General features: G+C 72.5%; 21 protein-coding genes, 6 pseudogenes and 1 riboswitch. Of the genes and pseudogenes, 14 read left to right on the top strand and 13 right to left on the bottom strand.

Annotated features, from left to right (window positions below; translation table 11 throughout):
• The first annotated feature begins 17 nt into the window (after positions 1–17).
• Positions 18–518, top strand: a complete 501-nt coding sequence (locus ACFZBP_RS11730) for a DUF488 family protein (RefSeq protein WP_391412144.1) — start codon at positions 18–20, stop codon at positions 516–518.
• 41 nt (positions 519–559) lie between these two features.
• Here ACFZBP_RS11730 and ACFZBP_RS11725 read toward each other — a convergent pair whose 3' ends face one another.
• From ACFZBP_RS11725 to ACFZBP_RS11705, 5 genes and pseudogenes are all read right to left on the bottom strand, one after another.
• Positions 560–1,636 carry an ATP-binding cassette domain-containing protein gene (locus tag ACFZBP_RS11725; RefSeq protein WP_391412999.1) on the bottom strand — a complete coding sequence of 359 codons (1,077 nt, stop codon included), beginning with the start codon at positions 1,634–1,636 and terminating at the stop codon, positions 560–562.
• A 32-nt stretch (positions 1,637–1,668) separates the two neighbouring features.
• Positions 1,669–2,520 (bottom strand): molybdate ABC transporter permease subunit, encoded by an 852-nt coding sequence (gene modB, locus ACFZBP_RS11720; RefSeq protein WP_391412142.1) that lies wholly within the window; start codon positions 2,518–2,520, stop codon positions 1,669–1,671.
• Positions 2,517–3,347, bottom strand: a complete 831-nt coding sequence (gene modA, locus ACFZBP_RS11715) for a molybdate ABC transporter substrate-binding protein (RefSeq protein WP_391412139.1) — start codon at positions 3,345–3,347, stop codon at positions 2,517–2,519. The genes modB and modA overlap by 4 nt, the downstream gene beginning before the upstream one ends.
• Before the next feature lie 208 nt (positions 3,348–3,555).
• A complete protein-coding gene (locus ACFZBP_RS11710) occupies positions 3,556–3,951 on the bottom strand; it encodes a molybdopterin-binding protein (protein ID WP_383443372.1) in 396 nt (131 codons plus the stop codon).
• A gap of 68 nt (positions 3,952–4,019) precedes the next feature.
• Positions 4,020–4,184, bottom strand: a pseudogene (locus ACFZBP_RS11705) (aldehyde dehydrogenase family protein); the annotation flags it as partial.
• 86 nt (positions 4,185–4,270) lie between these two features.
• Between ACFZBP_RS11705 and ACFZBP_RS11700 the strand changes: the two are divergent.
• The 7 genes and pseudogenes from ACFZBP_RS11700 to ACFZBP_RS11670 form a co-directional block, all read left to right on the top strand.
• Positions 4,271–4,354: pseudogene (locus ACFZBP_RS11700) on the top strand (hypothetical protein); the annotation flags it as partial.
• Positions 4,355–4,453: 99 nt separating this feature from the next.
• Positions 4,454–4,724, top strand: a pseudogene (locus ACFZBP_RS11695) (serine hydroxymethyltransferase); the annotation flags it as partial.
• Positions 4,721–4,864, top strand: a pseudogene (locus ACFZBP_RS11690) (sarcosine oxidase subunit beta); the annotation flags it as partial. The pseudogenes ACFZBP_RS11695 and ACFZBP_RS11690, both read left to right, overlap by 4 nt.
• A gap of 4 nt (positions 4,865–4,868) precedes the next feature.
• Positions 4,869–5,186, top strand: a pseudogene (locus tag ACFZBP_RS11685) (sarcosine oxidase subunit gamma); the annotation flags it as partial.
• Positions 5,187–5,531: 345 nt separating this feature from the next.
• Positions 5,532–7,112 carry a Re/Si-specific NAD(P)(+) transhydrogenase subunit alpha gene (locus ACFZBP_RS11680; protein ID WP_391412137.1) on the top strand — a complete coding sequence of 527 codons (1,581 nt, stop codon included), beginning with the start codon at positions 5,532–5,534 and terminating at the stop codon, positions 7,110–7,112.
• Between the two features lie 6 nt (positions 7,113–7,118).
• Complete coding sequence (gene pntB, locus ACFZBP_RS11675) at positions 7,119–8,573, top strand: Re/Si-specific NAD(P)(+) transhydrogenase subunit beta (protein ID WP_391412135.1); 1,455 nt, start codon at positions 7,119–7,121, stop codon at positions 8,571–8,573.
• A gap of 403 nt (positions 8,574–8,976) precedes the next feature.
• Positions 8,977–10,689, top strand: coding sequence for a protein kinase (locus ACFZBP_RS11670; protein ID WP_391412133.1), 1,713 nt, complete (start codon positions 8,977–8,979; stop codon positions 10,687–10,689).
• Between the two features lie 85 nt (positions 10,690–10,774).
• Here ACFZBP_RS11670 and ACFZBP_RS11665 read toward each other — a convergent pair.
• Both ACFZBP_RS11665 and ACFZBP_RS11660 read right to left on the bottom strand, forming a co-directional pair.
• Positions 10,775–11,065, bottom strand: a pseudogene (locus tag ACFZBP_RS11665) (helix-turn-helix domain-containing protein); the annotation flags it as partial.
• A 66-nt stretch (positions 11,066–11,131) separates the two neighbouring features.
• Positions 11,132–11,728, bottom strand: a complete 597-nt coding sequence (locus tag ACFZBP_RS11660; protein WP_391412131.1) for a 2'-5' RNA ligase family protein — start codon at positions 11,726–11,728, stop codon at positions 11,132–11,134.
• Positions 11,729–11,913: 185 nt separating this feature from the next.
• Here ACFZBP_RS11660 and ACFZBP_RS11655 point away from each other — a divergent pair, with 185 nt between their 5' ends.
• A complete protein-coding gene (locus ACFZBP_RS11655; protein ID WP_383443390.1) occupies positions 11,914–12,204 on the top strand; it encodes a DUF6355 family natural product biosynthesis protein in 291 nt (96 codons plus the stop codon).
• Here ACFZBP_RS11655 and ligA read toward each other — a convergent pair whose 3' ends face one another.
• Together ligA and ACFZBP_RS11645 are read right to left on the bottom strand one after the other, a co-directional pair.
• Positions 12,205–14,310 (bottom strand): NAD-dependent DNA ligase LigA, encoded by a 2,106-nt coding sequence (gene ligA / locus ACFZBP_RS11650; RefSeq protein ID WP_391412128.1) that lies wholly within the window; start codon positions 14,308–14,310, stop codon positions 12,205–12,207.
• A gap of 70 nt (positions 14,311–14,380) precedes the next feature.
• A complete protein-coding gene (locus ACFZBP_RS11645; RefSeq protein ID WP_391412126.1) occupies positions 14,381–15,097 on the bottom strand; it encodes a MerR family transcriptional regulator in 717 nt (238 codons plus the stop codon).
• Between the two features lie 62 nt (positions 15,098–15,159).
• On the opposite strand from ACFZBP_RS11645, the gene ACFZBP_RS11640 reads away from it, so the two are divergent.
• From ACFZBP_RS11640 to cobM, 3 genes are all read left to right on the top strand, one after another.
• Entirely contained in the window at positions 15,160–15,630 is a 471-nt protein-coding gene (locus ACFZBP_RS11640; RefSeq protein WP_391412123.1) for a DUF6194 family protein, read from the top strand.
• A gap of 639 nt (positions 15,631–16,269) precedes the next feature.
• A complete protein-coding gene (cbiE, locus tag ACFZBP_RS11635; RefSeq protein WP_383443405.1) occupies positions 16,270–17,544 on the top strand; it encodes a precorrin-6y C5,15-methyltransferase (decarboxylating) subunit CbiE in 1,275 nt (424 codons plus the stop codon).
• Positions 17,541–18,290 (top strand): precorrin-4 C(11)-methyltransferase, encoded by a 750-nt coding sequence (cobM, locus tag ACFZBP_RS11630; protein ID WP_391412120.1) that lies wholly within the window; start codon positions 17,541–17,543, stop codon positions 18,288–18,290. Before cbiE ends, cobM begins: the two co-directional genes overlap by 4 nt.
• A 283-nt stretch (positions 18,291–18,573) precedes the next feature.
• Here cobM and ACFZBP_RS11625 read toward each other — a convergent pair whose 3' ends face one another.
• A complete protein-coding gene (locus ACFZBP_RS11625) occupies positions 18,574–19,707 on the bottom strand; it encodes a cobalt-precorrin-5B (C(1))-methyltransferase (protein WP_391412118.1) in 1,134 nt (377 codons plus the stop codon).
• 30 nt (positions 19,708–19,737) lie between these two features.
• Between ACFZBP_RS11625 and ACFZBP_RS11620 the strand changes: the two genes are divergently transcribed.
• Positions 19,738–20,502, top strand: a complete 765-nt coding sequence (locus ACFZBP_RS11620; protein WP_391412116.1) for a cobalt-precorrin-6A reductase — start codon at positions 19,738–19,740, stop codon at positions 20,500–20,502.
• 113 nt (positions 20,503–20,615) lie between these two features.
• Positions 20,616–21,743 carry a HoxN/HupN/NixA family nickel/cobalt transporter gene (locus tag ACFZBP_RS11615; RefSeq protein ID WP_391412998.1) on the top strand — a complete coding sequence of 376 codons (1,128 nt, stop codon included), beginning with the start codon at positions 20,616–20,618 and terminating at the stop codon, positions 21,741–21,743.
• 11 nt (positions 21,744–21,754) lie between these two features.
• Here ACFZBP_RS11615 and ACFZBP_RS11610 read toward each other — a convergent pair whose 3' ends face one another.
• From ACFZBP_RS11610 to cobG, 3 genes are read right to left on the bottom strand one after another with little or no spacing between them, the layout of a single operon-like run.
• Positions 21,755–23,242 (bottom strand): precorrin-2 C(20)-methyltransferase, encoded by a 1,488-nt coding sequence (locus tag ACFZBP_RS11610; protein WP_391412114.1) that lies wholly within the window; start codon positions 23,240–23,242, stop codon positions 21,755–21,757.
• A complete protein-coding gene (locus ACFZBP_RS11605; protein ID WP_383443420.1) occupies positions 23,239–23,883 on the bottom strand; it encodes a precorrin-8X methylmutase in 645 nt (214 codons plus the stop codon). Before ACFZBP_RS11605 ends, ACFZBP_RS11610 begins: the two co-directional genes overlap by 4 nt.
• A complete protein-coding gene (cobG, locus tag ACFZBP_RS11600; protein WP_391412110.1) occupies positions 23,873–25,138 on the bottom strand; it encodes a precorrin-3B synthase in 1,266 nt (421 codons plus the stop codon). The genes ACFZBP_RS11605 and cobG overlap by 11 nt, the downstream gene beginning before the upstream one ends.
• Before the next feature lie 82 nt (positions 25,139–25,220).
• A riboswitch (cobalamin riboswitch) is annotated at positions 25,221–25,366 on the top strand.

The raw sequence follows: 25,366 nt of genomic DNA, 5'->3' as shown, positions 1-25,366 counted from the left end.
GCGGGGAGTGCCGGCGCGTGACGCGAGCACGCCGCCCCGGGATGACGACGATCGGCGTCTACGGCTTCGACCGCGAGTCCTTCCTGCGAGAGCTGCGGCACGCGGACGTCCGCCTCCTGCTCGACGTACGTCAGCGCCGCGGTGTCCGCGGTCCCGAGTACGCCTGGGCGAACTCACTGCGGTTGCAGCAGGCCCTCGCCCGGGCCGGGATCGCCTACGAGCACCACCCCGAACTCGCCCCGACCACCGAACTGCGCCTGCTCCAGTACGCCGAGGACGACCGCCAGGGAGTCGGCAAGCGCACGCGCCGCGAGCTCGCCGCCGAGTACACGCGCCGCTACACCGCCGAGATCCTCGACGGCGTCGACCTCACGCCGATCGTCTCGGCGCTGTCGCGGCACGGGATCGCCGCGCTGTTCTGCGTCGAGCGCGACCCGGAAGCGTGCCACCGCTCGTTGATCGCCCGGCGACTGGCCGAGGAGCACGGCGTCACGATCGAGCACCTGCGCCCGCAATGACGTACGCATCGGAGCCCGGGCCGGACCGAGCGGCTCCGGTCTCACACCGGGTAGGCGTGCGTCTGCGTCGCCTTCACCGTCGCCCAGACCTCGGCGCCCGGGTGCAGATCGAGCTCGGCGGCGGCGACCGTCGTCAGGTCCGCGGCGAGGGGGAGTTCGCCCGCCAGGGCGGCCCGGATCTGGTCGCCGTGGGTCTCCAGGCCGGCCACCTCGCAGCGCCAGAGATTACGGGCGCTGGATCCGGTCGGGCGGTCCCGGTGGAGGGTGACCGCGCTGGGCGGGAACGCCACATAGACCGGTCCCGACAGGTCCTCGGTGGTGGTGATCGCGGGGCCGCCGTCCAGCCGGACCGCATGGCCGTCGGCCTCGCCCCGGTAGAGGTTCAGGCCGACCAGCTGGGCGATGTAGTCGGTACGGGGATGGCGGGCGATGTCGGACGGGCTGCCCTGCTGCACGACCCGGCCGTGCTCCACGACGACCAGGCGGTCGGCCAGGACCATGGCGTCCAGCGGATCGTGGGTGACGAGTACGGCCACGGCCTCGAACTCGGCCAGATGGCGGCGCAGTTGGGCGCGGACCTCCAGCCGGGTCCGGGCGTCCAGTGCCGCCAGCGGTTCGTCGAGGAGCAGCAGACGCGGGCGGGTGGCCAGGGCGCGGGCGAGGGCGACGCGCTGGGCCTGGCCGCCGGACAGCCTGCGCGGCTTGGCGCCCGCGTGGTCCGTGAGCCCCAGACGGTCCAGCCACTCGGCGGCCCGCGCCCGCGCCTGCGCCTTGGTCGCGCCCTGGCAGCGCGGCCCGAAGGCCACGTTGTCGAGGGCCGTGAGGTGCGGGAAGAGCAGATAGTCCTGGAAGACGACACCGACCGGACGGGACTCGGGCGGCGTACGGTCCAACTCCGCACCGTCCAGCCGCAGATGGCCGTCGGTGAGCGGGGTCAGCCCGGCGAGGGCGCGCAGCGCGGTGGTCTTGCCCGCGCCGTTCGGACCGAGCAGCGCGACCACCTCGCCGGGCGCGACGGTCAGCGCCACGTCGAGGCGGAAGGCGCCGCGGGCCACCACGAGGCGGGCGTCGAGCCCCTCCAGGGTGGTGTCGGCGCGGACGTCGTGGGTCTCGGTCATCCGGTGGTCGCCCCCGGTCGCTGCGGGCCGGGTCATCCGGCCCTCATCCAACGGTCGCGCAGGCCGGCCAGCACCGCGATCGACACGGCCAGCAGCACCAGACTCAGGGCGATGGCGGCCTCCGGGTCGCTCTGCAGGGCCAGGTAGACGGCGAGCGGCATGGTCTGGGTACGTCCCGGGAAGTTGCCCGCGAAGGTGATCGTCGCGCCGAACTCGCCGAGCGCCCGGGCCCAGGCCAGCACGGCGCCGGCGGCGACACCGGGGGCGATCAGCGGCAGCGTGACCCGGCGGAACGCGGTGAAGCGGGAGGCGCCCAGGGTGGTGGCCGCCTCCTCGTAGCGCGGGTCGGCGGCCCGCAGGGTGCCCTCGACGCTGATGACGAGGAACGGCATCGCGACGAACGCCTCCGCGATCACGACGCCGGCCGTGGTGAACGGCAGCGTGATCCCGAACCACGAGTCCAGCCACTGTCCGACGATGCCGTTGCGGCCGAGTGCCATCAGCAGCGCCACACCGCCCACGACCGGCGGCAGGACCAGGGGGAGGGTGACGAGGGCCCGTACGAGGCCCCGGCCGGGGAACTCCACGCGGGCCAGCAGCCAGGCCAGCGGCACGCCGATGACCAGGCTCACCGCGGTCGCGGCCGTGGCACAGATCAGGGACAGCCTGAGTGCCTGCCACACGTCGGGGCTGGTCAGCTGCTCGGGCAGGCTGTGCCACGGGGTCCGTACCAGCAGGGCGATCAGCGGCACGATCAGGAATGCCAGGCCGATCAGCGCGGGGAGGAGCAGGGGCAGCGGAACGCCGGAACGGACGCTGCGACGCCGCGGCCCGCCCCGGAGGGTGTCGGTCGTGGCGTCGGCCTTGTGGCTCGTCGGGCTCACGGCTTGAGGAACCCGGCCTCGGACAGGACCTGCCGGCCCTCGGCGGACCGCACGAGCGCGATGAACGCCTTGGCGGCCTCGGTGTTCTTCGACTCCTTGAGCAGGGCGATCGGGTAGTCGTTGACGGCGTCGGCGGACTCGGGGAACTCCACGCCCTCCACCTTGTCACCCGCCGCGTGCACGTCGGTCTTGTACACGACGGCCGCGTCGGCCTCCTTCAGCTCGACCTTGGTCAGCGCGGCCTTGACGTCCTGCTCGTAGGAGACGGGCGTGAGCGTGAGCTTGCTCGCGTCCAGGGCCTTCTGGGCGGCGGCGCCGCACGGCACCTCCTTGTCGCACAGGACGACCTTCAGATCGGATTCGGTGAGGTCCTCCAAGGAGCCGATCTTGCGGGGGTTGCCCGGCAGGGTGGCGATCTCCAGCTGGTTGCGGACGAAGGTGGCCGGGGTGCCGGAGGCGCCATCGGCGTCGGTGACGATCTTCATCGTCTTGGGGCTGGCCGAGGCGAACACGTCGGCCGGAGCCCCGCCGGTGATGCTCGCGGCCAGCGAGTCGCTGCCGCCGAAGCTGAAGGTGACCTCGGTGCCCGGGTGCTCCTTCTCGAACCGCTTGCCCAGCGTCTCGAAGCTCTCCTTCAGGGAGGCCGCCGCGAACACGGTCACGTCACCGGAGACCTTGCCCGGGGACGAGGTGGACGCGGAGGCGGAGTCCGACTTCGCCGGGGCGCCCGAGTCGGCCGACGAGCAGGCGCTCAGCGCCAGCAGTGCCGCCGCGCTCACAGCGGCCATCCGCGACATGCGGCGGTTCCGGCGCGCGATACGGGTCATCACGGGTCCACTCCCTCTGGTCCTCACGGACACACTCACTCGCGGTCCTGACGGACCACGTACGCCTTGCGCCGATGATAATGCCGCAGATGCGAGGCGAAAGTCTGCTGTCGCATCGCATGAGCAGGGACGGCGCCAGAGGTGGGTGGCATGTGCGTTTGTACGGGACCAGGCGCAAAGGGAGTGGGTGAGCCCGGCGACGCCTGGCTCAGGTCCGGTCGATGTGCACGTTCGTCGACTTCACCCGGGCGGTGGCCTCCACGCCGACCTCCAGGCCAAGCTCCTCCACGGCCTCCCGCGTCAGCAGGGAGACCAGCCGGTGCGGGCCGGCCTGGATCTCCACCTGGGCGGCGACGTCGCCGAGCTTCACGGCGGTGACGATGCCGGGGAAGGCGTTGCGGACGGACGTGTGCGGCAGGTCCTCCTCGCCGTCACCGGACCTGGCCAGTTCCACGGAGAACGCGGCCAGGTCCTTGCCGTCGATGAGGCGGCGTCCGCCCTCGTCCCGGTGGGTGGCGACGCGCCCGGCGTCCGCCCAGCGCCGTGCGGTGTCGGGGCTCACTCCGAGCAGACGCGCCGCCTGGCCGATCGTGTAGGACTGCATGCGCGCCAAGATAGGTGATCAGGGCCGAGCCGCCGGTGACGACCCCGCGCCCGCGGGCCCGGCTCGGATCAGCGCCCGTGATTGTGCATGACGTGCTTGGTGCGCGAGTAGTCGTCCAGGGCGTAGATCGACAGGTCCCGGCCGTAGCCGGAGCCCTTGAAGCCGCCCCAGGGCACCTCACCGGCCGCCACCAGATGGGAGTTGACCCAGACCGTGCCGAAGTCGAGGCGCGCGGCGACGTCGTCAGGACGACGCCCCGCCCGGCGCCCCGGTCACCACCGATCCCGTCGTCGCACTGCTGCGTGAAGCCGTCCTCGCCGTGGGCCACGCCCCCGGCGACCGGGTCCCGGAGGCACCGCTCGCGGCACGCCTCGGGCTCTCCCGCCGGGTCGTGCGCGCGGGGCTGCGGGCGCTCGCCGAGGAGGGCATGCTCGATCTGCTCCCGGGCGGCGCGACCGCCGTCCCGGCCGTCACGGCGAGGACGTCCTGGACCTCTAGCACTGCCCGGCTGCACCGCATCGGCATCCGTCAACCGCAACGCGGTGCCCTTCGAGCCGCGTCCGCCGATGGTCTCGTCGGGCCTGCGGATCGGAACCCCGGCGCTGGCCACCCGCGGCTTCGGCGAGGCCGAGTTCCGGGAGGTCGCCGACATCATCGCCGAGGCCCTGAAGGGCGAACGGCCTGAGGACGAACTGCGCGGCCGGGTGGAGAAGCTCGCCTCCGCCTTCCCGCTGTACCCCCACCTGTCCCCCCTGAACGGAGACGCGGCATGACCGCCGAACCGCTGCCGGAGCACCCGGACTTCCTCTGGCGCAACCCCGAGCCGCACTCCTCGTACGACGTCGTCGTCGGCGGCGCAGGCGGCCACGGCCTCGCCACCGCCTACTACCTCGCCAAGAACCACGGCATCACCCGAGGTGACCGCCGAGCTGAAGGACGCCCTCGGCGGCGACCCGGGGTCGGTCGTGGACGTCTCCGCGAACCGCACCACGCTGGAACTGAGCGGCCCCGCCGCCCGGCAGGTCCTGGAGAAGGGCTGCCCGCTGGACCTGCACCCCCGGGCGTTCGGACCCGGCCGGGCCGTGTCCACCACGGTCGGCCCCGTCGCCGTCCTGCTCTGGCAGGTCGACGACACACCGACGTACCGCCTACTCCCGCGCTCCTCGTTCGCCGACCACCTGGCGCGCTGGCTCGTCGACGCGATGACTGAGTACCACGGACCGGAGGTGCCCTGACGAGCACGACCCCGAACACCGAGCACATCCTCACCCTCGACTGCCCCGAGTCGCCCGGCATCGCCCACGCCGTCTCGCGCTTCCTGCTCGACCACGGCAGCGACATCATCGACGACCACCGGTTCGGCGACCGCCGCGCCACTTCTTCCTGCGGGTGCGCTTCGCGGCCTCCGGCGCCGAGAACGACCCCCAGGCGCTGCGCGACGACTTCGCCGCCGTGGCCGCCCCGTTCCGGTAGCACCGGGGACTCGGGCCGCCCCTTCCGATCGCGCCGGATACGCGGCTTCCCGAAGGGCCACAGGGGGCAGACCTTCGGCGGAGGCGAACCGATCGGAGAGGAAGACGATGGCCCCATCGGAACAGGAAGCGGAACAGGAAGCCCAGCGGATCGGCATACCCGCCGAGTCCACCGCGGGCGAGACCAGGGTGGCGGCGACCCCTGCCACCGTGGCCCGGCTGGTCGCGCTGGGCTACCACGTGGTCGTGGAACCGGGGGCGGGGGAGCTGTCCCGCTTCTCCGACGCGGCCTACGAGGAGGCGGGCGCCCGGCTCGGCGACCCCTGGGCGGCCGAGATCGTGCTGAAGGTCAACCCCCCGTCGAGCGAGGAGATCGGCAGGCTGCGCGACACAGCGACGCTGATCGCCCTCATCGGCCCCGCGCTCAACCCGGAACTGGTCGAGGAGCTGGCCCGCCGGCCGATCACCGTGCTCGCCATGGACGCCGTACCGCGCATCTCGCGCGCCCAGTCCCTGGACGTCCTCAGCTCCATGGCGAACATCGCCGGATACCGGGCCGTCGTCGAGGCCGCGCACGCCTTCGGCCGCTTCTTCACCGGCCAGGTCACCGCCGCCGGCAAGGTGCCGCCCGCCAAGGTGCTCGTAGCAGGCGCCGGAGTGGCCGGACTCGCGGCGATCGGCGCGGCCCACAGCCTCGGCGCCGTGGTCCGCGCCACCGACCCCCGGCCCGAGGTCGCCGAACAAGTCCGGTCACTGGGCGGGGAGTTCCTGCAGGTACGGCCCGACCAGGACGAACAGCAGGTCAGCGGCGACGGATACGCCAAGGCCACGTCGGACGACTACAACCGGCTCGCCGCCCGGCTGTACGCCGAGCAGGCGGCCGACGTCGACATCATCGTCACCACCGCGCTCATCCCCGGCAGGCCGGCACCGCGGCTCATCACCGCCCAGGACGTCGCACGGATGAAACCCGGCAGCGTGATCGTCGACATGGCCGCCGCCCAGGGCGGCAACGTCGAGGGAACGGTCGCCGGAAAGGCCGTCGTCACCGACAACGACGTGACGATCATCGGCTACACCGACCTGCCCGGCCGGCTCCCCGCCCAGGCGTCCCAGCTGTACGGCACCAACCTGGTCAACCTGATGAAACTGCTCACCCCCGGCAAGGACGGCCGACTGGTCCTCGACTTCGAGGACGTGGTGCAGCGTTCGATGACCGTGGTCCGCGACGGCGAGAAGACCTGGCCGCCCCCGCCCGTACAGGTCTCCGCCGCGCCCGCTCAGACCCCTGCCCAGGGACCGGAACCGGCCGCGGCCCCGGACACGGATAGGAAGCCCGCCCGCTCCACGCGGTCCGGATACGCCCTCGTCGGCGCCGGAGCGCTCGCGCTCTTCCTGGTGACCGCCCTCTCGCCGCCCCAACTGATCGCCCACTTCACGGTGTTCGTCCTGGCGATCGTCATCGGCTTCTACGTCATCGGCCATGTGCACCACGCGCTGCACACCCCGCTGATGTCGGTCACCAACGCGATCTCCGGAATCGTCGTCGTCGGCGCGCTGCTCCAGATCGGCCACGGCGACACCGTGGTGAGCGTGCTGTCGTTCGCCGCGATCCTGCTGGCGAGCATCAACGTCTTCGGCGGATTCGCCGTCACCCGCCGCATGCTCGGCATGTTCTCGAAGGGCTGATCCCGGATGACCACCGCCACGGCCGCAGAGGCCGCATACGTCGTCGCCGCGCTGCTGTTCATCCTCAGCCTCGCCGGACTCTCCCAGCACCGGACGTCCCGCTCGGGGGTCGTCTGGGGCATCGCGGGCATGGTCATCGCCCTGGCCGCCACTGTGGGGCTCGCCTCACGGTCCATCAGCTCCACCGGTCTCGTGCTGATCGCCGTCGCCACGGCCGTCGGCGCGGGCATCGGACTGTGGCGCGCCCGGGTCGTCGAGATGACGGGCATGCCCGAACTGATCGCCATCATGCACAGCCTCGTCGGCCTCGCCGCCGCGTTCGTCGGCTGGAACGGCTACCTCGACGTCGACGCCGGAGGCCACACCGGACAGGAGATCACCGGCTCGCTGCTGCGCATCCACCACGCCGAGGTGTTCATCGGCGTCTTCATCGGCGCCGTCACGTTCACCGGTTCCGTCGTCGCCTATCTGAAGCTCTCGGCGCGGATCAAGTCCCGGCCGCTCATGCTGCCCGGCAGGCACGTCCTCAACCTGGGCGCGCTCGCCGCGTTCGTCGCCCTCACCGTGGCGTTCGTCGCCCGCCCCCACATGGGCCTGCTCATCGCGGTCACCGTGGTGGCCCTGGCGCTCGGCGCGCACCTGGTCGCCTCCATCGGGGGCGGCGACATGCCGGTGGTCGTCTCGATGCTCAACAGCTACTCCGGCTGGGCCGCCGCCGCCTCCGGCTTCCTCCTCGCCAACAACCTGCTCATCGTCACCGGCGCACTGGTCGGCTCCTCCGGCGCCTACCTGTCGTACATCATGTGCAAGGCGATGAACCGTTCCTTCCTCTCGGTGATCGCCGGCGGCTTCGGCGGTGAGACGGCGGCCGCGGGCGACGGAGCCGACCAGGGGGAGCACCGGGAGATCAGCGCGGAGGAGACCGCCGAACTCCTCCAGGACGCCACCTCGGTGATCATCACCCCGGGCTACGGCATGGCGGTCGCCCAGGCCCAGTACCCCGTCGCCGAGTTGGCGCGCAAGCTGCGTGAACGGGGAGTCGACGTGCGGTTCGGCATCCACCCGGTCGCCGGCCGGCTGCCCGGGCACATGAACGTGCTGCTCGCCGAGGCCAACGTGCCCTACGACATCGTGCTCGAGATGGACGAGATCAACGACGACTTCGCCGCCACCTCGGTCGTCCTGGTCATCGGCGCCAACGACACCGTCAACCCGTCCGCCGCCGAGGACCCGGCCAGCCCCATCGCCGGGATGCCGGTGCTGCACGTGTGGGAGGCCGCCCAGGTCATCGTCTTCAAACGCTCCATGGCGACCGGGTACGCCGGCGTGCAGAACCCGCTGTTCTTCCGCGAGAACAGCCAGATGCTCTTCGGCGACGCCAAGCAGCGCGTCGAGGACATCCTGCGCGGCCTCGACGCCACCGCGGCGCCGGTCCCGGCCATGGTCGGAACGAACCGCTGACCGGTCTTCCCGCACCGTCCGCCGGGCCCGCCCCGGCGGACGGCCCGCCGGCTCGGGCGTCGTGTACCTGGCGCGCAGCGCCGGCGGGCGGCAGGTCGCGCTGAAGGTGATCCGGTCCGAGTACGTCGACGAGCCGCACTTCCGGGCCCGGTTCCGCCGCGAGGTCGCGGCGGCCCGCAAGGTGAGCGGGGCCTTCACCGTGCCCGTCGTGGACGCCGATGCCGACAGCCGACGCCGACGGCGGTCCGCCGTGGCCGGCGCGGCGGCGACGGCGCCCCCGAGGGCAAGGCGATCCCCGTCCTGCGGATCACTCGGGACGGCCGTACCACCGCCGCCGCGGTCACCTCGGCCGAGGGCAGACCACGGGCTGGGGGCGTCGGCGGCGGCAATTAAGCTCCCGCCCATGAGTGAGGCAGACAGAGGCCCCGGGCGACGAGTCGTCGACGGGCGCTTCGAGTTGGAGAGCCGCCTCGGCGGCGGTGGGATGGGCACGGTCTGGCGGGCCAGGGACCTGGTACTGCACCGGCTCGTGGCGGTCAAGGAGGTCCGCCCGCCCGACCGGGACCTCGCCGAGTACGACCCCGACGGCGCACGGATGCTCCGCGAGCGCGTGCTGCGCGAGGCCAGGGCCCTCGCCCGGATCGACCATCCGAACGTCGTGACCGTCCACCACGTCGTCGACGGCGGCGACGGCACCTACCCCTGGATCGTGATGGAGTTGGTCACCGGCGGCTCGCTCGCCGACCGGCTCGCCCAGGGACCATTGCCACCGGCCGAGGCGGCCCGGCTCGGCCGGGGAGTGCTGGCCGCACTGACCGCCGCGCACGACGCCGGCATCCAGCACCGCGACGTGAAGCCCGCCAACGTGCTGCTGCGACCCGACGGGCGACCCGTCCTCACCGACTTCGGCATCGCCGCCATCCGCGAGGCGACCAGCCTCACCGCCACCGGCTCCCTCATCGGTACGGCCGACTTCATGGCGCCGGAGCGCATCTCGGGACACGAGGGCGGCCCCGCCTCCGACCTGTGGTCGCTGGCGATGATGCTGTACGCCGCCGTGGAAAGCCACCACCCGATGCGCCGGGGCACGACCCTGGCCACCCTTGCCGCGGTCCTCCACGAGGACGTGCCGCCGCCGGTACGTGCGGGCGCTCTGAGCGACGTCCTGATGAGCGTGCTCGTACGGGACGTGACGGCACGGCCGTCCGCCGCCGTCCTGGACACGAGGCTGGCCGAAGTCGAGTCGGCGGCGGCCGGGTTCGAACCCGCCGGCGTCCTGCCCGAGCCGGCGAGGCCCGCCAGGCCCGCGGAGCCCACCTCGTACCCGCTGCACCCACCGTCCGCCCCCACCGGGTTCACGCCGACGCCGGCCACTTCATGGCCCGGGCAGACCCCACCCCAGGCCGTGACCGCGCCCGCGCGGGCGGCACGCCGGCGCATACCCGGCCGGCCCGCCCTGCTCGGCCTCTCGGGGACCTCGCTCGTCGGCGCCGTCGCCCTGCTGTGGTGGCTGCTGCCCGTCGGCGGCGACACCGGCGACTCGAACGCGGACGGCCCCTCGTCCGCCACGTCGGCTCCGAACACCACGTCCGCTCCGAAGCCGACGGACTCACCGACCGGTGCCGCACCGGCCGCCCGGAAGTCGACGGAACCGGAGAACGGCTCCCTGCTCACCCCGGACGGCATCCGCACCGCCATCAAGGCGCTCAAGGAGGACACCGGCCGCACCATGTTCGGCGACTTCACCGTCTACCCGGACTACGTGTCGGCCGAGTTGATGGTCGACGGCAGCGAGTCGGCGTACGACTCCTACACCTACCGTCCCGGAGAAGGTGTCGAGAAGGGCATCATCAACGGCACCCTGCCGGGCGGAGATCAGCCCGTCAGCCTGGACGACTTCAACTGGGACCGGGTTCCCGCGCTCTTCGAAGAGGCGCGGAAGAAGCTCAACGTCGATGATCCCGAGCTGCGCTACCTGACGGTGCGACAGCCCGACGACATCTTCGACACCCCGGCCGGAATGGCCGTCTACCTGACCGACGACCACAGCCGTGCCGGTTACCTGGAGGCCGACACCCACGGCAAGGTGACCCGGGTGATGCCGGCCGAGGACTGACGCTGGCGCGGGGGAGCGGGACTTCAGCCGGGACCGCGCCTCTGGTCATGGCACCGCGTCCCAACTCACGGCAGGTCGGGGCGCCTTGCAGGACGTCGAGGGCCGTGAGCGCCACGTGGAGTTCGGTGCGCTGTGCTCCGGACTCCAGTTCGCGGTCCAGGAGTCGCTCGATGGTGCGCAGGCGTTGGTACGCGGTTTCCCGGGAGAGGCCGCCCCTGCGCGCCGTGGTGGTCTTGTTCCCGGCCGCGTCGAGGTCGTGGCGCAGGGTGGTCAGCAGGTCGGTGCCGTGGCGGGTGTCGTGTTCGACCAGGCGGCCGAGCTGTCGTTCCGTGTAGTCCTGGATCCGGGTGCCCGCGCGCAGGGCGTGCAGTAGGCGGCCGGGTCGGTTCCTGGAGTACCAGTACGGGGCGATCCCCGTGAGGTGACCGACGCCCTCCCTCTCTCAGCGCGCGGGTCGGCGGACCTCGCCCGTGCCCAGCGTGATCACGGCCCGGGGAGTCATGGGCTCATCGCCGCGGCGGGAGAGCAGGACCACCTCCTCGACGGCGGCCGACAGTGTGCCGAGCCGGGCGGCACACTCGGCTGCCAGGCCTTTCGGGTCGTGGGTGCGGCCCAGTGACAGATGCGGGGTGAAGCGGCCGCCGCGCCCGACGCACAGGGGGAACCGCAGCCGCAGCTCCCGCTGGAGACGGGCCCACGGTGCCTGGCCCGCCGCGGCCGGATCGAGCCAGACCGTCGAGTAGTGCCGATGGCGGAAGTACCGCACACCGGCCAGGCGCGCGGGAAACGGCGGGCCGGCCGCCGCCCCGGCACGGAGCAGGGGCACAGCCCGCGCGAACTCCTGCTCCGGCACGAACCCGAACAGCAGGTTCACATGCGGTGGCCACCGCCCTACCTGCGGATCGTGCTCCCAGCGGATGTCCTGGATGACCGGCCAGAGCTCGCTCGGCGGAAGCCACGCCACCGCTGTCCGGGCCGTCGGCGCCACCTCGAGCGCGTCGCCCGGCCCGGCCGGGCCGAAACCCGCGTTCCCATCCATATGGCCATGATTCCAAATCCAGACGAGATCATCCGATCGAGGACAGGCCGAACGATTCGCCAGGTGAACGGCGTGATGTTCGATCAACGGCGCCGACCCGCCTGGCGATCCTTGTGCAGGTATCCGACTGACGGCAGGCGGCGGGCCTTCGGGGTCTGCCGCCTCCCCTGCCCAAGGAGTTCCCCATGAGTCTTCGTCGTATGGTGACCGGCGCTCTCGGTTCCGCCGCCCTCGTCCTCACGTCCCTCGGCGCGGTGACCGCCCAGGCAGGCCCCGCGGCGGCCGACCCGTGCGGCTTCTACGAGACCAGCTCCGACGCCTACTACAACCACTGCACGTCCGACGGCTCCCGCGTGGTCATCCAGGTGCGGGTCGCCCAGGCACCCGACTACGAGCGGTGTGTCGGGCCCGGCAGGACCTGGCTGGGCTCCGCGGCCAGGATCCAGGGCGCCCACTACGTCAACCGCACCTGCTGATCAGTCCAGGAAGTCGGCGACCAGGAGAGCGAACTCGTCGGGCGTGGCCAGGCGGATACCGAGGTCCTCGGCCTTGGCGCGCTTGGAACCGGCCTCGTCCCCGGCGACCACCAGGCTGGTCTTCCGGGAGACGCTGGAGGAGGAGCGGCCGCCGGCCCGCTCGACGAGTTCGTTCACCTGGTTGCGGCTGAGCTTCTCCAGCGGACCGGTCATGGCACCGGTGACCACGACGGTCATCCCGGCGAGCGGCCCGGCGGCCGGAGCCCCGCTCGTCACGTCGTCGACACCGGTGGCCGTGTCGGCGCCGGTGGCGGCTGCCACGGGCGGGAACGTGGCGCCGGGCTCGGTCATGTTCACCCCGGCCGCGGCGAGCTTGTCGATCAGCCCGGCGAGCTCGGCCAGTTCGGCGACTATGGAGGGCGCCTTCTCGGCGCCGATGCCCTCGACCTGCTGCAACTGGTCGGTGTCGGCGGCACGGATGTTGTCCATGGTGGCGAAGTACCGGGCTATTCGGCGGGACATGGACCGTCCCGTGCCGCGCACCCCCAGGGCGCACAGCACGCGCGACAGCGGCCGCGTCCTCGCCGTGGCCAGCGCGGCCAGCAGGTTGTCGGTGCTGGTCTCGCCCATCCGGTCCAGCCCCAGCAGCTGTTCACGGGTCAGCGTGAACAGGTCGGCGAGGTCGGTGACCAGCCCCGCCTCGACGAGCTGCACGACCCGGGTGGCGCCCAGCCCCTCGATGTCGAGCTGGTCGCGGCCCGCCGCGTACGACAGGGAGGCGACCAGGTGGCAGTTGCGGCCCTGCTCGCACCGCCAGCGCTCCTGGCTGGTGTCGATGCCCGAGCCACAGCGCGGGCACACCTGCGGGAAGACGATCGGCTTCTCCTCGCCCGTGCGCAGATGGGCGACCGGGGCCTCGACGCGCGGGATGACGTCGCCGGCGCGGTGCACCATCACCTGGTCGCCCATCCGCAGGTCACGGCGGGTGATGTCGGCCGGGTTGTGCAGCGTGGCGTAGGTGATGGTGGAGCCGTCGATCTCGACCGGCTCCAGCACGGCCCGCGGGGCGATGATGCCGGTGCGGCCCACGTTCCACTCGACGTCCAGCAGGCGGGTGATCTTCTCCACGGCCGGGAGTTTGTAGGCGATGGCCCAGCGCGGGGCCCGCGATCCGGAGCCGGCGGCCTTCTGGTCGGCGGCGTGGTCGGCCTTGACGACGATGCCGTCGATCCCGAACGGCAGCCCCGCGCGCAAGGCGGCGATCTCCTGCACCCGGGTCAGCACGTCGGCCGTGGTGGCCGCGGTGACGCCCGGCACCGGGGTGGTGGCGGTGGTGTTCACGCCCAGCCGGGCCGCGAAGGCCATGAGTTCACTGTGTGCGAGTCCGTCCAGCCGGGCGGCCAGAGCGCCGTCGGTTCCGGGCAGCGGCAGCAGACCGTAGCCGAAGAACGTCATCGGCACCGTGTAGGCGCGGTCCTTCGCCCGCAGAGTGCCCGCCGCCGCGTTGCGGGGGTTGGCGAAGGGCTGGCCGCCGTGCGCGGTGCGCACCTCGTTGGCGTGCTCGAACTGCGCGTTCGTCATCAGGACTTCGCCACGCACCTCCACGTCGACCGGCTCGGCCAGCGTGTCGGGCAGGCCCTCGATGGTCCCCATGGTGTGCGAGACGTCCTCCCCGGCCGTCCCGTCACCCCTCGTGATCAGCCGAGTCAGCCGGCCCTGTGTGTAGCGGGCCGCGATCGCCAGACCGTCGAGTTTCGGCTCGACGCTGTAGCGCTGTGCCTCGTGTCCGATGCGGCGGGCCAGCGAGGCCGTCCAGGCCGTGAACTGCTCGGGCGAGAACACGTTGTCCAGGCTCAGCATCGCCACCGTGTGCGGTACGTCGCCCTCGATCGAGCCACCGGCGACCTTCCCCGTCGGGGAGTCGGGCAGCACCTCATCGGGATGATCGGCCTCCCACGCGGAGATCTCTCTCACCAACCGGTCGTAGGTGTCGTCGTCCAGCGGTGAGGTGCCGTCCGTGTAGTACGCCGCCGCGGCCTTCACGACGTCCTCGACCGCCTGCGCGTAGCCGGCGATGTCCACGATCTGCGCAACTGGTGTTGTCATGCCGACCATCCTGCCTGCCACCACTGACAATGCCCCTGACCTGCGACTTCACCTCTCTCGGTCAGCTCGCTCAGCAGCGCCCGGACAGCAGTGCGCTCAGCGCGGCGGCCCCGTCGAGCAGGGCCTTGGAACGGGCCGTGATGTCGGCGTCCCTGGCTGCCAGCGCGGCGAGGACGTCCTCCGTGCGGCGGGCGCGGCGCAACTGCGGCATGAGGGCCCGCAGGGGCGCGATGCGGTAACCGGCCTTGCGCAGTTGGTGCACGATCCGCGCGTCCCGCACCTGGGCCGGCGTGTACAGGCGCGTCCCGCGCGTGGGGTCGCGGTCCGGGACGACGACACCCTCCGCGTCCCAGTGCCGCAGCGTCGAGGGGCGGACACCGAGAGCGGCGGCGAGTTCGGAGACGCTCATCGAGTCCGACGCCCGTACGTCCTCGAGCGGTTCGCCGGAGATGGCCCGGGCGGCGTCCTTGGCCTGTCCCAGATCCGCGCGCTCCGCGTCGAGCCGGGCGTGCGCCGCGTCGAGCAGGGCGAGGACCTCCGGGAGCGGGGACCGGTGGACCGCCCGAACGATCTTCTTGGCTTCGGTCGGACCCGTGCCCGCCACCAGCGCGCGGTAGGCCAGTGCGGAGCGCAGATGCGTCTCCCCGTAGTTCCGGTAGCCCTTGGCCGTGCGCGTCGCCGGCGGCAGCACACCGTCGCGCTCGAGATTGCGCACCTGCTGCACGGAGCACCCGACCCGCCGCGCGATGTCACCGGTGCGCAGATCACCTGATTCGAGACTTCCCAACCCGAAACCCCGCCCTCAGAGCTCAAACTCTCCACAAGCACTTCAATGCAACGCTAGAGCACATGACCATGGACGAGATCATCGGCTTCGTCGGCGCCCTCGACGGCGTCCTGACCCTCAGGCCCGCTCCCGGCGACGGCTCGCCCGAGATCAGCTGGGGCGACACCTTCTTCTACTACGCACCTGACGGCGTCGTCCCTGCGGCGACACAGCCGTTCGCGACGATCGTGACCAAGGACTACCCCGGCGACGAGGCATCACGTCTGGGCCGGGCGGACACCTTCCGGCTGAACATCGCCGCCGGGAAGGAGGAGTTCATCCGGTGGACCGGCCACGCACCGCGCGAACCCGGCACCACGGAGACGGACCCCAGCGCCACCGACACCCTGATGGCGCACCCCGTCTACGGGACCGTCGGCTGGCTGGCCGTGGTCAACCCGGGCCCTGCCACGGACGCGGCGGCCCGTGAACTGCTCCGCGGATCCTGCCACTCGGCCCGCACCCGCCATGAACGGCGCGCCTCCCAGGCGTGACAGCGAAGGCCTCCAGTCGCCTGCACGGGCCGCGCGGCCGGCGAACGCCCCGGGTACCGGGGGCCGAGGAACGCGACGATGCCCTTGCGTTCCGGACCGAGCCCCGCGGCGACCTGCGGATAGCAGCGGTCGGTGGGGAACGGGGCCAGGGGGGGCCACGCGGTGGCGAAGCCGAGCACCGTATCGCCCTCGACCGCGATCACGGCGGTGAACCCCGGTCGGCGTACGTCCACCGGCAACCGTCCGGTGAACTCGGAGGCCCTCTCCTTGTCCTCGTCCCAGGGCGGAGCGCAGAACGCGTCGACGTAGACGGAGCGCAAGTCGTGGGTGAGGGCGAGGAGTTCGGTTCGTTGGAACACGCGGAGGTCGGTGCTTTTCAGGCCGCCACGGATTTCGCTCGACGCCACCGCATGCCCCAACAGCCGTCCGCCCTGGACCAACCCGGCGCCGGTCTCGTCACACGACGACTCGATGCCGAGCACGATCGGAGAACCCATCTCCACCCTTCCTGCACTAAATAAGCTATTGCAAGTTATGTGCAATAAGATCGCCGGGAATGTGTACCCGACGAAGGACACGCAGGCCACCGCCCCGTAGAGTGCGTCTCCGTTGCCCGTTCGAGTCCCGAGGTACCGCGCAGTGACCCCCGCACGCCCCGCCCCGCCGCCCGCCGCCGTGACCGTCGTCGGGATCGGAGCCGATGGCTGGGCAGGCGTCCCGGACGGCTCCCGCGCCGTGTTGCTGGACGCCGAGGTCGTCATCGGCGCCCCGCGCCAACTGGACCTGCTGCCGCCCGGGTGCGCCGGGGAGCGCATCTCCTGGCCCTCGCCGCTGCGGCCCGCGGTCCCCGGCCTCCTCGCCGCCCACGCCGGCCGTCGCATCGCCGTACTGGCCAGCGGCGACCCCATGTTCTACGGCATCGGGCGCGCCCTCACCGAGGTCCTCGGCGCCGGTGCGCTGCGCGTCCTGCCGCACCCCTCCTCCGTCTCCCACGCCTGCGCCCGCCTCGGCTGGCCGCTGGAGGACGTCGAGGTCGTCACCCTGGTCGGCCGCCCCGCCGCCCGACTCGCCGGCGCCCTCCACGAGGGCCGACGGCTGCTCGTGCTCAGCGCCGACGCCGACACCCCCGCCGAGGTCGCCGCGCTGCTGCGGGACCGCGGCTACGGACCCAGCCGGATGCGGGTGCTGGAACAACTCGGCGGCGAGAAGGAACGTACGACCGCGTCGACCACCGCCGACGACTGGCACGACGAGCCCGGCGACCCGCTCAACATCGTCGCCGTCGAGTGCCACCGCTCCTCGGACGCCCCACGCCTCGGCGCCGTACCCGGACTGCCGGATGCCGCCTACGAGCACGACGGCCAGCTCACCAAGCGCCACATCCGCGCCGCCACGCTGGGCGTGCTCGCCCCCGCGCCCGGTGAGCTGCTGTGGGACGTCGGCGGCGGGTCCGGGTCGATCGCGATCGAGTGGATGCGCAGCCACCCCTCGTGCCGAGCCGTCACCGTCGAACGCGACCCCGTGCGCGCCGAGCGCATCACCCGCAACGCCGACCGGCTCGGCGTGCCCGGCCTGCGGGTCGTCACCGGTGCCGCGCCCGCCGTCCTGGCCGGACTGCCCACGCCCGACGCGGTGTTCATCGGCGGCGGCCTCACCGCGACCGGCCTCCTCGACGCCTGCTGGGAGGCGCTGCCCGCGGGCGGACGCCTCGTCGCCAACACCGTGACGCTGGAGTCGGAGGCGCTGCTCGCCGACGCCCACCGGCAGCGCGGTGGCGAGCTGGTGCGGCTCGCCGTGGCACACGCCGTCCCCGTGGGCGGCTTCACCGGCTGGCGTCAGGCGATGCCGGTCACCCAGTGGGCCGTGGAGAAGGCGCGACACACCCTCAACCCCCTTCCAGGAGCAGACAGATGACCGTGTACTTCATCGGTGCCGGCCCCGGTGCCGCCGACCTGATCACGGTGCGTGGCGCCCGTACGCTCGCCGCCTGCCGGGTCTGCCTGTACGCGGGCAGCCTGGTGCCCCGCGAGCTGCTCGCCGAATGCCCGCCGGACGCGCGACTGGTGGACACCGCCGACCTCGACCTCGACGAGATCACCGCCGAGTTGGTCCGGGCCCATCAAGCGGGGCACGACGTGGCGCGGCTGCACTCGGGCGACCCGTCCGTGTTCAGCGCGGTCGCCGAGCAGATGCGGCGGCTGGACGCGGCGGGAGTGCCGTACGAGGTCGTTCCCGGCGTGCCCGCCTTCGCCGCCGCGGCGGCCGCTCTGAAGCGGGAGCTGACCGTGCCGACGGTCGGTCAGACCGTCATCCTCACCCGTGTCGCGCACCGTGCCACTCCCATGCCCGACGGGGAGGACCTCGCCACGCTCGGGCGCAGCGGTGCGCTCATCGTGCTGCACCTCGCTGCCCGGTACGTCGACCGGGTGGTGGAGGAGCTCCTCCCGCACTACGGCGCCGACTGCCCCGCCGCTGTCGTCGCCTACGCCTCCCGCCCCGACGAACTGATCATCCGGGGCACTCTCGACGAGATCGCCGGGCAGGTGAAGGAGGCGGGTGTGCTGCGCACGGCTGTGATCATGGTCGGCCGGACGCTCGGTGCGGAGCAGTTCCGTGACAGTCATCTGTACTCGCCTGAGCGGGAGCGGCACGTCTGTTAGGCGCTCCGTTCGCGGTGCCGCGAAGTGCCGTCTTCCGTCCGCGGGTTCGTCCTGGCTGGTCGCGCAGTTCCCCGCGCCCCTTGGGGGTTGTGGGATCGGTGTTGGCCGCCTCGGGTCTGTCTGGCTGGTGAACGGGTGCCGTTTACTCGTTGTCTGCGGGCGTGTGGGGGCTGGGCGCGCAGTTCCTCGCGGCCCTTGGGATGTTGTGGGGCCGGTGTTGGCTGCCCCGGGTCCACCTGCCGCCGGGCGGGTGCCGCGCATCCCCCGGCGCGCGGCGCCGTGTTCAGGGCCGTGTCGGTCCGTCCAGCGGGCTGCGGCCCACGATTGTGCCCGCGCGGTCGATGCAGATGACGTCGACCGTGACGGGGGCGCCCCGCAGTACGGCGAGGGCCTCGTCGCGGGCGGTGATCGCGACCAGGTCGCCGAGGGGGACGTCGGCCGCCGCGCACAGGTGGAGGGCGGCGAGCCCGGTGTTGGCGTTCGCGACCTCGGTGGCGAGGGCCTCGTCGGCGCCGCCGCGGCGGGCGAGGTCGGCCAGGAAGCCCTTGTCGACCTGGGACCGGGCCGAGTGGAGGTCGAGGTGGCCGGCGGCCAGCTTGGAGAGTTTGGCGAAGCCCCCGCAGATGGTGAGGCGGTCGACGGGGTGGCGACGGACGTACTTCAGGACGGCGCCCGCGAAGTCGCCCATGTCGAGCAGGGCGTCCTCGGGGAGGTCGTACGCGGCGACGACCGTCTTCTCCGAGGTGGACCCGGTGCAGCCGGCCACGTGGGTGCGTCCGGCCGCCCGGGCCACGTCGACGCCGCGCCGGATGGAGTCGATCCACGCCGAGCAGGAGTACGGGACCACGATGCCCGTGGTGCCGAGGATGGAGAGGCCGCCGAGGATGCCCAGACGGGGGTTCCAGGTGGAGCGGGCGATCTCCTCGCCGTGGTCGACGGAGACGGTGATCTCCACGTCGCCGCTGCCGCCGTACCGCTCCGCGACCCGGGCGACGTGGTCGCGCATCATCTGCCTCGGTACGGGGTTGACGGCCGGTTCGCCGACGGGCAGCGGCAGGCCCGGCCGGGTGACCGTCCCCACGCCGGGACCCGCCTTGAACACGACCCCGGCCCCGGTGGGCAGCAGCCGCACGGTCGCCCGGATCAGCGCGCCGTGGGTGACGTCAGGGTCGTCTCCGGCGTCCTTCACGATGCCCGCCATGGCGTACGTGTCCGTCAGCTCCTCGGCCGCCAGGGCGAAGGTCGGCGTCTGCCCCCTGGGCAGCGTGATCGGCACCGGGTCGGGAAACTCCCCGGTCAGCAGCGCCGTGTACGCGGCCGTCGTCGCCGCGGTCGCGCAGGCGCCGGTCGTCCAGCCGTGCCGTAGACCGGTGTGCTTGAGTTGGGCGCCGCGGCCGCCCTTGGCCTCGCTCGTCATGCCTCACTCTTCGGAAGGGAACCGGACTTCGTGCACGTACTGATTCTGGGCGGGACCACCGAGGCCCGTCGCCTCGCCGAACTGCTGGCGGCCGCCGCCGTGCCCGGGCTGCGGGTGACGAACTCGCTGGCCGGACGCGTGTCCGCGCCCCGACTGCCGCCCGGCGAGGTACGCGTGGGCGGCTTCGGCGGGGCCGACGGGCTGGCCGCATGGCTGCGTGAGCACGAGGTGGACGCGCTCATCGACGCCACGCACCCTTTCGCCGGGACGATCAGTTTCAACGCGGCGCGGGCCGCCGCCACCGCCCATGTTCCCCTGCTCGCGCTGCGGCGCCCCGGCTGGGCCCCCGTGGCGGGGGACGACTGGCACGAGGTCGACTCGCTGGAGGAGGCGGCGCGCTCGCTGCCCGGGCTCGGCCGACGGGTGTTCCTCACCACCGGGCGCATGGGGCTGGCCGCCTTCGCCGACCTCACGAACCTGTGGTTCCTCGTACGGTCCGTGGACGCGCCCGAGCCGCCGCACCCGCCCCGGATGGAGGTGCTGCTCGACCGCGGCCCGTTCACCCTCGACGGGGAGCGCGAACTGCTGCGCCGGCACGGCATCGACGTGGTCGTCACGAAGGACAGCGGGGGTGCCGCCACCGCGCCCAAGCTGCGAGCGGCACGCGAGGCCGGGGTGCCCGTGGTCGTCGTGCGCAGGCCACCGGTCCCAGACGGTGTGCGGGTCGTGGCCGAGCCGGAGCAGGCGCTGCACTGGCTGGTCACCGGCCCACCGTCTTTCCCGGGCGCTGGCTGAAACCTGACCCGAGCTTTGCCGCGCATGGCTTTTACCTGCAACCTCATTGCAGCAGGCTCAAGGGTGTGGCTGAGAAGAACCGAACAACCAGATGGCACCGCGCCCGCGCCTCGATGACCCGCAGGGAATGGACGAACCTCGGCGGCATGGCCGCGTTCATCCTGGCGCTGCACGTCATCGGCTGGTTCACGCTGGTCGCGATCGTCGCCCCGCACCACTACAGCCTCGGTGAGAAGTCGTTCGGCATCGGCATCGGCATCACCGCGTACACGCTCGGCATGCGGCACGCCTTCGACGCCGACCACATCGCCGCCATCGACAACACCACCCGCAAGCTGATGAGCGAGGGACAGCGGCCGCTGTCCGTCGGCTTCTGGTTCTCCCTCGGCCACTCGAGCATCGTCTTCGTCCTCGCCCTCCTGCTCTCCCTGGGCGTGAAGGCGCTCGCCGGTCCGGTCACGGACGACGACTCGCGACTGCACGACATCACCGGCTGGATCGGCACCACCGTCTCCGGGGCCTTCCTCTACCTCATCGCGATCATCAACCTGGTGATCATGGCCGGAATCTGGAAGGTGTTCCGGCAGATGCGCTCCGGCCACCTCGACGAGGCCGCCCTGGAGGAACAGCTCGACAAACGCGGCTTCATGAACCGCCTCCTGGGCCGTGTCATGAAGTCGATCACCAAGCCCTGGCAGATGTACCCCCTGGGCATGCTGTTCGGCCTCGGCTTCGACACGGCCACCGAGATCGCCCTGCTGGTCCTCGCCGGCTCGGGCGCCGCCTCGGGTCTGCCCTGGTACGCGATCCTGTGCCTGCCGGTGCTGTTCGCGGCCGGCATGTCGCTGCTGGACACCATCGACGGCTCGTTCATGAACTTCGCCTACGGCTGGGCCTTCTCCAAGCCGGTCCGCAAGGTCTACTACAACCTCACCGTCACCGGCCTGTCGGTCGCCGTCGCCCTCATCATCGGCACCGTAGAACTGCTGGGCCTGGTCGCCGAGAAGGCGCACCTGCACGGCGCCTTCTGGGACCGGGTCTCCGGACTCGACCTCAACGTCATCGGATACGTCGTCGTCGCCCTGTTCTTCGCCACCTGGGCCGTCGCCCTGCTGGTGTGGAAGGTCGGCCGGATCGAGGAGAAGTGGACGGCGGGGATGGCCCAGGAACCCACCCCCGCCGAACAGGGACCCACCCCCGCCCGGCGGGGACCGGTCCCCGCCGAACAGGGAGCCGAGTAGGCGCCCCCGCGTCACGCGTCCGGGTAGCGGCGCGGCGTCCAGACGACGTCCTCGCCGTCCCCGCGCCGTACGATCTGCGTCTGCGAGGAACCGACCAGCAGGATCGTGCGCATGTCGACCTCGGCCGGATCGAGGTCGGCGAGCCGCACGATCCGCACCCGCTCCCCGGACCCGCCGACGTCCCGCGCCACCACGACCGGAGTCTTTGGAGCCCGGTGTTCGAGGAGCAGTTCGCGGGCCTTGGCCACCTGCCAGGTGCGGCTGCGCGAGCCCGGGTTGTACAGGGCCAGCACCAGATCCGCCGAGGCCGCCGCGCGCAGCCGTTCGGCGATGACCTCCCATGGCTTGAGCCGGTCGGAGAGGGAGATGGTGGCGTAGTCGTGCCCGAGCGGGGCGCCCGCGCGCGCGGCGGCCGCGTTGGCCGCGGTCACCCCCGGCAGCACCCGCACCGGGATGTCCGCGTACTCCTCCGCCGAGGCGGCCTCCAGGACGGCCGTGGCCATCGCGAAGATCCCCGGGTCACCCCCGGAGACGACGGCCACCCGCCGCCCCCGCCGGGCCAGTTGCAGCGCGAACTCGGCCCGCTCGGCCTCGACCCGGTTGTCCGAGCCGTGCCGGAGCTGGCCGGGACGGACCGGCACCCGGTCCAGGTAGGTGGTGTAGCCGACCAGGTCGTCGGCGGCGGCGAGCGCACCCCGGGTCTCGGGCGTCAGCCACAGCGGACCGGCCGGACCGGTCCCGACCACGACGACCTCGCCCAGTTCCCGTACGGCGGGCTCGGCGTCGACCTGGCTCGGCAGCACGGCGACCGCGAAGTACGGCACCGACTCCGGGTCCACGTCGGCCAGTTCGGCCAGCCGCTCACCGCTCATCGTGGCCCGCTCGACGTACCGCGCCTCGCCCAGCCGGCCCGCACTCTCCAGCGCGCCGCGGACCTTGGTGAAGGTGCGGCCCAGCTTCATCACCACCGCGGCGTCCGTGGCGGCGAGCCGGGCGGTCAGCTCCTCCTCGGGCAGGGTGCCCGGCAGGATCGTCAGCACCTCCTCGCCCTCGGCGAGCGGGGTGCCCAGACGGGCGGCGGCGGCCGACACGGAGGTGACCCCGGGGACGACCTCGGTGTCGTAGCGGTCCGCGAGCCGCTTGTGCATGTGCATGTAGGAGCCGTAGAAGAGCGGGTCGCCCTCCGCGAGGACGGCGACCGTCCGGCCGGCGTCGAGGTGCGCGGCGAGGCGGGCGGCGGCCTCGGTGTAGAAGTCGTCGATGGCGCCCTGGTAGCCGCCGGGGTGGTCGGTGGTCTCGGTGGTGACCGGGTAGACCAGCCGCTCCTCGATGTGCCGTTCCCTGATGTGCTTCGCCGCGATCGAACGGGCGATGGACCGCCCGTGCCGCGCACTGTGGTACGCGATCACGTCCGCCTCGGCGATGACCTCCACCGCGCGCACGGTCATCAACGACGGATCGCCGGGGCCCAGCCCGACGCCGTACAGTTTCCCGCTCACTCTTCCTCACTCGCGATCGCGTTGAGCGCGGCGGCGGCGATGGCGCTGCCTCCGCGTCGGCCACGGACGATCAGGTGCTCAAGTCCCGACGGATGCTCCGCGAGCGCCTCCTTCGACTCGGCGGCCCCCACGAACCCCACCGGCACACCTATGACGGCGGCCGGGCGGGGAGCGCCCTCCTCGATCATCTCCAGGAGCCGGAACAGCGAGGTCGGCGCGTTCCCGACGGCGACCACCGAACCCTCCAGCCGGTCCCGCCACAGCTCCATGGCGGCCGCGCTGCGCGTGGTGCCCATCTTCGCGGCCAGCTCGGGCACGGCCGGGTCGGACAGGGTGCACAGCACGTCGTTGCCGGCGGGCAGCCGCTTGCGGGTCACCCCGCTGGCCACCATCTGCACATCGGTGAAGATGGGCGCACCGGCCCGCAGGGCCTCCCGGGCACGCGCCACCACTCCCGGCGAGTACACGAGGTCGCGCACGAGGTCGACCATCCCGCAGGCGTGGATCATCCGGACCGCGACCTGACTGACGTCGGCGGGCAGGCCCGCGAGGTCCGCCTCCGCGCGGATGGTGGCAAAGGACTGGCGGTAGATGGCCGCACCGTCCTTCTCGTACTCGAACACCGTGCTCCTACAGGTCATGCGTGCGGGCCGCCGCCAGGTCGGCGGCGAGCCTCGATGGATGGTCGGTCGTCGTCGTGGCGCGGACCCGGCCGGCTTCCACGACGGAGATCAGGTAGCCGCCGTTCGGGGCCGCGACGACGTCCACGTGATCGCCGCGCGGACGACCGCAACGGCGCTCGCAGCCGGACCAGTACGCCGGCAGCCCGCCGCCCGCGGTGAGCGACGCGGCCGCGTCCGAACGGATGTCCGCCCGCGACTTGGCGCAACCGGGCCGTCCGATGCAGGCACCGACACCGAGCCAGGGAGAGTCCGGGGCCGTGATCAGACCGACGGAGTCTAGGCCGGGAAGCCGGTCGGAGCGCACTGTGGGAAGGATCACTCCACGCCAAGGTGTCAGCCGCAGCTCATCTGACGCGGTCGCCGTCAGCGCGGTCCACTGGGCGGCGGTGAGGCGGCCCAGCGGGGCGAGGACGGACAGGCTCGTCGTGCCGTCGGGGCCGGTGACGACACCGGGGGAGGGGGACGGCCCGCTCACCGGCGGCCAGGCCGGCGAGGCATGTCCGGCCCCCAGCCGTCGTACGACCTCGTGCGCCAACTCATCGACGGGGAGCGGGAGTTCGGCCACCCGCCAGACCTGGCCGGCACTCGCCTCCAGGAACACCTCGGCGGCCAGCAGCGCCGCCCGAGGCGCGTCATCGGCGGTCAGGACCGCCACGGAATCCGCGACCCCGACCCGCAGCCACACGGCCCCGTCCGGCGCGGCCCGCAGGGTCACGTCCGGGTCGAGCCCGGCGACGTCCCCGCGCCCGTCGTCGAGCGCGAACAGGAACCGCCCGGACAGCCGGGCCGCCGCCTCGCTCGCGCACAGCAGCTCGTCCAACGCCCGCAGCCACGGCCGTACGTCGGCGTGGCCGCGCCCGTCCAGCCCGGACAGCGGCGAGGCCACCACATTGCGTACCCGTTCGTGCCGCCACGACGGCAGCAGCCCGGCCGCCTCCAGCCGGCTCGCCAACTCCCCGCCGCAGCCCGTCGGCAGACCGCGCAGCTGGACGTTGCCCCGGGACGTCAGATGCAGGTCCCCGTCGCCGAGTTCGAACGCGGCCCGGCCGAGTTCCACCGCCTGACCGACCTGGAGCACACCCCCGGGAATCCGGATCCGGGCGAGTGCGCCGTCGTCCGCCGTGTGCAGCCTCAGTGCGCCCGGGCATGCGTCGTCGCGGTCCCGTGTGACCCCTGTGGCCTGGGACGACGGTCGGATGGAGGGCGTGGACATGGCGGCGAGCATACCGACCGTCCCGGTGACCGTATGCCGCCGCCTCCGCATGCCGACGGCTGGTCCCGTGGCCCTTACTATGCTTCTCGGTGGATCATCCGGTCCGCCACCGCCACGACGGCGACAGGGGAGGAAGCCGGTGCGAATCCGGCGCGGTCCCGCCACTGTGAGCCCACCCCGCCAGGGTCGGGTGAGTCAGGAACTCCCGCCGTCAGACACCACCCGGGG

The sequence above is a fragment of the Streptomyces sp. NPDC008086 genome (assembly GCF_042957325.1).
GTDB lineage: Bacteria > Actinomycetota > Actinomycetes > Streptomycetales > Streptomycetaceae > Streptomyces.
Note: the sequence above shows the minus strand (reverse complement) of the source record. Positions and strands in the feature narration are given on the sequence as shown.